This is a genomic window from Lutibacter sp. HS1-25, from assembly GCF_004121075.1.
Lineage (GTDB): Bacteria > Bacteroidota > Bacteroidia > Flavobacteriales > Flavobacteriaceae > Lutibacter.
Window position 1 is genome coordinate 173,678 of the sequence record NZ_RHLN01000002.1, and the last position, 7,148, is coordinate 180,825.

At 29.2% G+C, this 7,148-nt stretch carries 6 protein-coding genes; 4 read left to right on the forward strand and 2 right to left on the reverse strand.

Annotation, left to right across the window (positions count from 1 at the left end):
• Positions 1-7: 7 nt before the first annotated feature.
• On the forward strand, positions 8-1,291 hold the full coding sequence (locus EC396_RS02240; protein WP_129365071.1) for a S9 family peptidase: 1,284 nt from the start codon (positions 8-10) through the stop codon (positions 1,289-1,291).
• Between the two features lie 124 nt (positions 1,292-1,415).
• The gene (locus EC396_RS02245) at positions 1,416-2,315 is read left to right on the forward strand and encodes a TIGR01777 family oxidoreductase (protein ID WP_129365072.1); all 900 of its coding nucleotides are present in this window, start codon (positions 1,416-1,418) and stop codon (positions 2,313-2,315) included.
• Between the two features lies 1 nt (position 2,316).
• On the opposite strand, the gene EC396_RS02250 is transcribed toward EC396_RS02245, so the two are convergent.
• Together EC396_RS02250 and EC396_RS02255 are read right to left on the reverse strand one after the other, a co-directional pair.
• Complete coding sequence (locus EC396_RS02250; RefSeq protein ID WP_129365073.1) at positions 2,317-3,606, reverse strand: NAD(P)/FAD-dependent oxidoreductase; 1,290 nt, start codon at positions 3,604-3,606, stop codon at positions 2,317-2,319.
• Between the two features lie 99 nt (positions 3,607-3,705).
• Positions 3,706-4,656, reverse strand: coding sequence for a nitronate monooxygenase family protein (locus EC396_RS02255; RefSeq protein ID WP_129365074.1), 951 nt, complete (start codon positions 4,654-4,656; stop codon positions 3,706-3,708).
• Between the two features lie 159 nt (positions 4,657-4,815).
• Here EC396_RS02255 and EC396_RS02260 point away from each other — a divergent pair, with 159 nt between their 5' ends.
• The gene (locus EC396_RS02260) at positions 4,816-6,288 is read left to right on the forward strand and encodes a carboxypeptidase-like regulatory domain-containing protein (protein WP_129365075.1); all 1,473 of its coding nucleotides are present in this window, start codon (positions 4,816-4,818) and stop codon (positions 6,286-6,288) included.
• Positions 6,289-6,728: 440 nt separating this feature from the next.
• Positions 6,729-7,082, forward strand: coding sequence for a transposase family protein (locus EC396_RS02265; RefSeq protein WP_129365076.1), 354 nt, complete (start codon positions 6,729-6,731; stop codon positions 7,080-7,082).
• Positions 7,083-7,148: the final 66 nt, after the last annotated feature.

The following is a 7,148-nucleotide window of genomic DNA, read 5'->3' on the forward strand; positions in this document are numbered from 1 at the left end:
AAAAACAATGAGGTATTTTTCAATTTTACTTATTTTATTTTTTACTTCAACATTAAATGCTCAGTCATTTTCAGGAAGTATTGTTTACGGAAAATCATTACTTAACTATAAAATAAAGCTAATAGAAATAGAAATTGAAAACCAAACAAGCGCCTATTTTTCAAGTGTGGAGATGAATGCTTTTGAAATACCTTGTCAAAAAACAACATTCGAAAAAGACTCTCTAAAATTTTATGTAATTAGTGATTTTTATACTTATGAATACACGTACTTTAAACAAAGTGAGAATTTTAAAGGACACCTAAAGGTTTATTCAAATGAAAATGAGCAATTGCTAAACAAATTTGAAACCAAACTGATTAGAGAAAACAAATCAGAAAAAGCCGCAATTAAAAAACAAGATTTAAGCTTCACTTCCAATGGACTTAAATTATATGGCACATTATGGGAACCTCAAAATTCAATTAAAAAGGGATTATTTTTAGTAACATCGTCTCAAGGAAATGATCGTAGTGGTACCAATTCAGAAGCTTCGTATTATACAAATTTAGGCTATACTGTTTTTAATTACGATAAACGAGGAACAGGAAAATCAGAAGGCAATTGGCAATTGGCTAGCCTAGAAGAACTTTGCTCTGACGATATAAATGCAATTGCTTTTTTTGCAAACACAACAATGCTTCCGCTCTCTGAAATTGGAATAAAAGGCAGTAGTCAAGGCGGCATCAAAATTCCATATATATTAACAAAAATTCCTGAACTCAAATTTGGAATTTCAATAAGCTGCCCAAGTGGAACACTTTTGGAAAGTGATTTAAACTATTGGAAAAATACAAATATGAGCAACATTGGTCAAGAAAATATAAATTTAGCTCTAAAAGTTCAAAAGGCAGGATATAACTATTTGGCTAATAATATAAGTTACAAAAAATTAAACGCAATTAAACGTAAATATGAGAATCAAGATTGGTTTAAATATGTTTGGATTCCTGATGAAAATATTCAAAAAGATTACAAGCTAAACTTTAGCGGACTTCCTTACTTCAAAAAAATAAGTCAGCCAATATTAATAATTCAAGGGCTATCGGATAATATAATTCCTAAAAATAGCTACCTCATTATTGAAAATGCCCTAAAAAAATCGCCATCAACAAAATATGAAATTTTAACTTTGGAAAATACCACACATTCAATGACCTATTTAAATGATGAATTTCCTTATTTTCAAACTTTAACACCTAAATACTTGACTTCAACAACAACATGGTTGCATAAAATTAACAAGCAATAAACCAACATTTAGCAACCAGCAAAGTTTACACCATATTTAATTATAATAGATAGACTTTATTAATTTTTCCATAATATTGTTATTCAATTTTCTTAAATTGAGGTATATTTCAAAATATGTTTAAATGAAAACAATTCTAATTACTGGCGGAACTGGATTAATAGGTAAATATCTATCTGTTTTATTGCGCTCCAAAGGCTACAAAGTAACTGTATTAAGTCGCTCAAATTCTGAAGCACCCAATTCATATTATTGGAATATTGAAGGAAAATTTATTGAAGCCGAAGCAATTAAAGAAGCTGATTATATTATACATTTAGCTGGTGCTGGTATTGCCGATGAACGTTGGACAAAAAACAGAAAAAAAGAACTGATCGACAGCCGAGTTGATTCTACAAAATTACTATATGAAAATGTCTTAAAATTAAATCCACACATAAAAGGATTTATTGCCGCTTCTGGTATTGGATACTATGGCGCAACTACTTCAGAAAAAATATTTACTGAAAATGATGAAATTGGAACAGACTTTATAGCATCCATTTGTAAATTATGGGAAAATGAATCTCTAAAATTTGACGCTATAAATATTAGAACAGTTATTTTAAGAACAGGAATTGTACTTGCAGCTAATGGTGGCGCTTATCAAAAAATGAGTAAACCCATAAAATTGGGAATTGGCTCTGTTTTAGGAAATGGCAAACAATATGTTCCGTGGATTCATATAAAAGATTTATGTAATATGTACATAAGCGCCATTGAAAATGAAAACATACACGGAATTTACAATGCTGTAAGCCCTGAACACACCACCAATGAGGTACTGACAAAAAATATTGCACTTAGCTTAAATAAAAAAATTATACTACCAAATACACCCGGTTTTGTACTTAAAACACTTTTGGGTAAAATGGCTGAAATTTTATTAGAAGGCAGCCGAGTTTCCGCAGAAAAAATATTGGCAACAGGATTTAATTTTGAATATCCAACACTAAAATCAGCGTTAAAAAACCTTTTAAAATAATTTAGAAAGACTCTTTGTTTTTCTTTTTGAAAGGTCTAATTATCAGTCTTGTTTCTCTATCAAAAAAGACATAGTTATAAAACCAATTAAAAAATACAACAATTTTATTTCTAAATCCAACTAAAGAAATTAAGTGAATAAACATCCATACAAACCATGCAAACACTCCTTGAAATCTAATTTTTTTCAAATCAACAACAGCTTTATTTCTACCAATTGTTGCCATTGAACCTTTATCTTTATAAACAAAAGGTTTCATTGGTTTATTTGCTAAAATTGCAACTATATTTTTCGCTAATAATTTCCCTTGTTGTAAAGCAGGTTGCGCCATCATAGGGTGCCCTTTTGGGTACACATCTGTACTCATACATGAAACATCTCCAATTGCAAAAATGTTATCATAGCCAACTACTTTATTAAACTCATCTACTACAATTCTATTAGCTCTTTCAATAATACATTCATCATTTAAACCGTTTATAGTTGATCCTTTAACTCCTGCAGCCCAAATAACTGTTGAAGATTTAAATGAAACATCTGAATTTGTTTCTACGCAATAACCATCATAATTCTTAATTTGAACATTATTCCAAATATTAACACCCAAATCAACTAAAAAATCCTCAGATTTTTTTGAAGCTCTTGGGCTCATTGAATTTAATAGCCTATCACTACCTTCAACAATATTAATTTGCATTTGACGAATATCTAAATCGGGATAATCCTTAGGTAATATTCCTTTTTTTAATTCTGCCAAAGCCCCAGCTAATTCAACACCTGTTGGTCCTCCTCCAACAATTACAAAATTCATTAACGCATTACGTTCTTCTAAATTTGAAGTCAATAAAGCTTCTTCAAAATTTTCGATTATTAAACTACGGAGATTTAATGATTGTGGTACATTTTTCATAGCCATACTGTATTTTTCAATACTTGTATTGCCAAAATAATTGGTTTTTGACCCAGTAGCTATTACTAAATAATCATATTTTAATTTACCAATTGTAGAATCAATTTCATTGTTTTCTGTATCAACAGACAATACTTCAGTCAATCTAAAGTAAAAATTTGGAATATTTTTAATAATTTTTCGAAGGGGAAAAGCGATTGAATCAGGTTCTAACCCTCCTGTAGCCACTTGATATAATAATGGTTGAAATGTGTGATAGTTATGTTTATCTATCATAACTACCTGTAAATCTTTATTTTTTAACTTTTCGGCAAGTGCTATTCCTGCAAAACCTCCTCCAATAATTACAAGTCGAGGCAGACTCGTTATAGGTACATTCATTTTTTTTAATTAGTGCCGCAAAATTACAATTATTGCATACAATTTAATTACAAACAACTCTTTTTTTTACTATAAAAAAAACGACAAATTAATCAAAAATTAAAGTACTAATTTTTGTACAATCTCTTTAACCGAAAGAATTTCTTTAGTATGCTCAATACTTGGTCCTGCCACCCAAACAGTTTTATAAGTTACTTTGGTTGCTGCATTTTCTGTAGCTCTCATCCCAATTGTAAAACGAATCATCTTCACCCATTTTTTCAGCTTTTTATTTTTGTTTAAAACACGCTCAATCCAAGATTGTTTTGTTCCTATTTTTTGAACATAAGGCGTGTTGATAACTGTACACGGCGTTCCTGAAATACGCTCGGTTACCACAATATCTTTTGATGAATAATCTACACAAGCCTGCTTATATTCATTGGTAACATTCGCTTCATTAGAAGCAATAAACAGACTTCCAATTGAAACGCCTTCAGCACCATAACTAAGCATTCGGTTTAATTCGTCCTTACATCCTACTCCACCGGCCGAGATAATTGGAATATTACAATTTTTCGTCAACAATTCAATTAAAGCATTCGGCGCCAAACTACCTCTGTGACCACCGGCTAAATTGTTTACCGCTATAATAGCATCTGCACCTAATTGCTCAACCTTTTGGGCAAAATTTAAATCTGTTACATCACAAAAAACCTTGATATTTTTTTCATGAGCTTTGGCTATAGTTTCTTCCGGACTTCCCAAAGACGTTATGATAAAATCAACACCTTCTTCACAAATAACCCTAAGCTGTTCTCTATATTTTATATTAGATTTGTTTACAATTAAATTAAACCCAAACGAACCACCTTCAACTTTTGATGTTTTTAATTCTTGAATAGCAGCTCTTAACTCGTCTAAACTTCTATAATTTAAAGCCGGTATACAACCTGCAATGCCACTTTTCATAGCCTCAATAACCATTGAAGTATTTGAAACTAAAAACATGGGAGCCATAATAATGGGATATTTTATATTTAAAAGTTGAGTTAATCTGGTAGTTTTCATAAAAATGATTTATTCAAATATACCAATTTTTAACATCAACAGTCTAAATTTCAAAATAATACCACTACCAACTTTAAGATTAATTTAACCACACTATCCAATTACCAATCATATTGCTTTAGTATTTTCGAGTAATCAAATTTTGCTAAAAAAAGACCTATGCTTAAACAAATCACAATACTGCTTATTTTTTTAATTTCTTCCATAAAAATACATTCACAAACTGAAATTAGAGGAATTGTATTAGATGCTCAAAACAAAATGTCACTGCCCTATACAAACATTATTTTAAAAGCCCAAAACAGAGGTGTTATAAGTAATGAAAATGGCGATTATATTTTAAACCTTTCAAATGTTAAAAAAACAGATTCTGTTTGGTTTCAATATATTGGCTATACTACAAAAAAGTTAACCGTAAACGACCTGATTTTAAATTCGACCATACAGCTTCAACAAGATGTATTTGCAATGAATGAAGTCTTAATTCTTAAATTAGTTGATGATCCAAAACAAATTATCAAGAAGGTTTTAGAAAATAAAGATAAAAACTATAGAATTGCCTCACCTCATAAAAATCAAATATTTATAAGATCTCAATACAACACAAACCTTCCAAAATTTAATATTGATTTTGAAAAAAGTAATATAGAAGGACTTGATACTGAAATGATTGAAAATTTTGAAAAAAACATTCCAAAACAATCTACTTCCTATACCGATTTTTTAGGCTATTTATATGTTGATAAAAATAATGATGAATTAGAAATAAAAATAGACCCTATTAAAACAGTTGCTTTAAAAGAAAAAGACATTGCAGAACTAGATAAAATTGAAAAACTATTTGACAGCTTATTTAAAAGTACTGGTGAAAAAGAATATTGGAAAATTAAAAGCGGCCTATTTGGACAAAAACTTGAAATTTCAGAAGATTTAAAAAATGATACTATAGAAAAAGATACTTGGAAATTAACCAATTTTAATAAACATGTAAATCGAAAATTAAGTTACACCTCTTTTGAAGAAAAAAAACAATGGGAGTTTTTACATAAACCAAATAATTACAATTATAGCATTAAAGGACTTACCCATATTCATGGTGAAGATGTGTATATTATAGATTTTACGCCTCAAAAAAACGGTAAATACGAAGGACGCTTATACATAGCTGCAGCATCTTATGCTTTAATTAGAGCCGATTACAATTATGCTCCAAATAAAATTGGAAAGGATTTTAATTTATTGGGTATTGGTTTTACTGAAACAGAATTTTCCGGTTCTATTTATTTTGAAAAAACCAATTCTATTTACGAATTAAAATACTTTTCGACCAAATACATTACCGAAGTTATACTTGACAGAAAATTTTCACTTCAAAAAAAACAAAGCAAAATATTGTTTGACAAAAATTTGAATGAAATAAAAGCCAAATTTAATATGACTGCACATAATGAAGCCATTTTATCTTATTTGGTTATTAAAAATGATGAAATTACAAAATCAACTTTTAATAATTTTAAAGAGAAAGAAAAAATGAAAATTATTTATGTTGACCAATTTGATGAAAATTTATGGAAGGATTACGACATTATAGAACCAACAAAACAAATGAAAACTTATAAAAAGTTAAACTAATCTTATCAATAAATTTGAACTGTTTCTAAAGTTGCATTTTTATGAATCTATATTCTATTCATATAATTTTATGCTGATACATAAATTGTATTTCAAAAACTACTGATAAAAAAAAACCCTCTCAAACTAGAAGTTTGTAGAGGGAAAATTGCTATGAAAAAGATGTAGGCCTAAAACCTACAGTGCAATATTAATGCATCCAAACGAATCTATATGTAACATTTGTTACATATAGTGATTATTTTTTTAAAAAATAAAAATACTGTAATTACACTTCAAATAAGGTCTATATTTTAGTCATATAAATTGTGATAAAAACAGAAATAACAATGCTTTAATCAAATTATTTACGATTCTTTTTAGCGTAATTTAAAAGGATCATTCTCAAAAGTTGTGTGTGAATTGAATTAAAATTATGATTTTTGTTTAAAAAATAAATTTTGGACAATTATCTAGACTTACTAAAACTCATTCTCCCTGAGTTTTTAATCAACCACTTCTATCTGGTAAAGAACACCAAAAACGGTGAAGTAATGCATCTTTATTTTGAAGAGCGAAATATACCTCCAAAAGAGCAGGTTTCCAAAGTTCTAATAGCGCACGGTTTTCACAAAGAAGTAACAATCCAAGATTTTCCATTACGTGGAAACACGGTTTATCTACACATAAAACGACGTAGATGGCTGGACAAAACAACCAAGGAAGTTATTCAAAGAGATTGGAACTTAGTAGCACAGGGAACACGGATGACCACCGAGTTTGCTGCTTTTTTAAAAGAAATTAGTCAATACTAAGGCTTCTGATTGCCATACCATCGGCAGTTTCTATGGAGTTAATGGTAAAAAACTACAACGACAATA

Coding starts and splice junctions, on each gene's coding strand:
- EC396_RS02240 (WP_129365071.1), top strand. CDS start 8: ATGAGGTATTTTTCAATTTTACTTATTTTATTTTTTACTTCAACATTA.
- EC396_RS02245 (WP_129365072.1), top strand. CDS start 1,416: ATGAAAACAATTCTAATTACTGGCGGAACTGGATTAATAGGTAAATAT.
- EC396_RS02260 (WP_129365075.1), top strand. CDS start 4,816: ATGCTTAAACAAATCACAATACTGCTTATTTTTTTAATTTCTTCCATA.
- EC396_RS02255 (WP_129365074.1), bottom strand. CDS start 4,656: ATGAAAACTACCAGATTAACTCAACTTTTAAATATAAAATATCCCATT.
- EC396_RS02250 (WP_129365073.1), bottom strand. CDS start 3,606: ATGAATGTACCTATAACGAGTCTGCCTCGACTTGTAATTATTGGAGGA.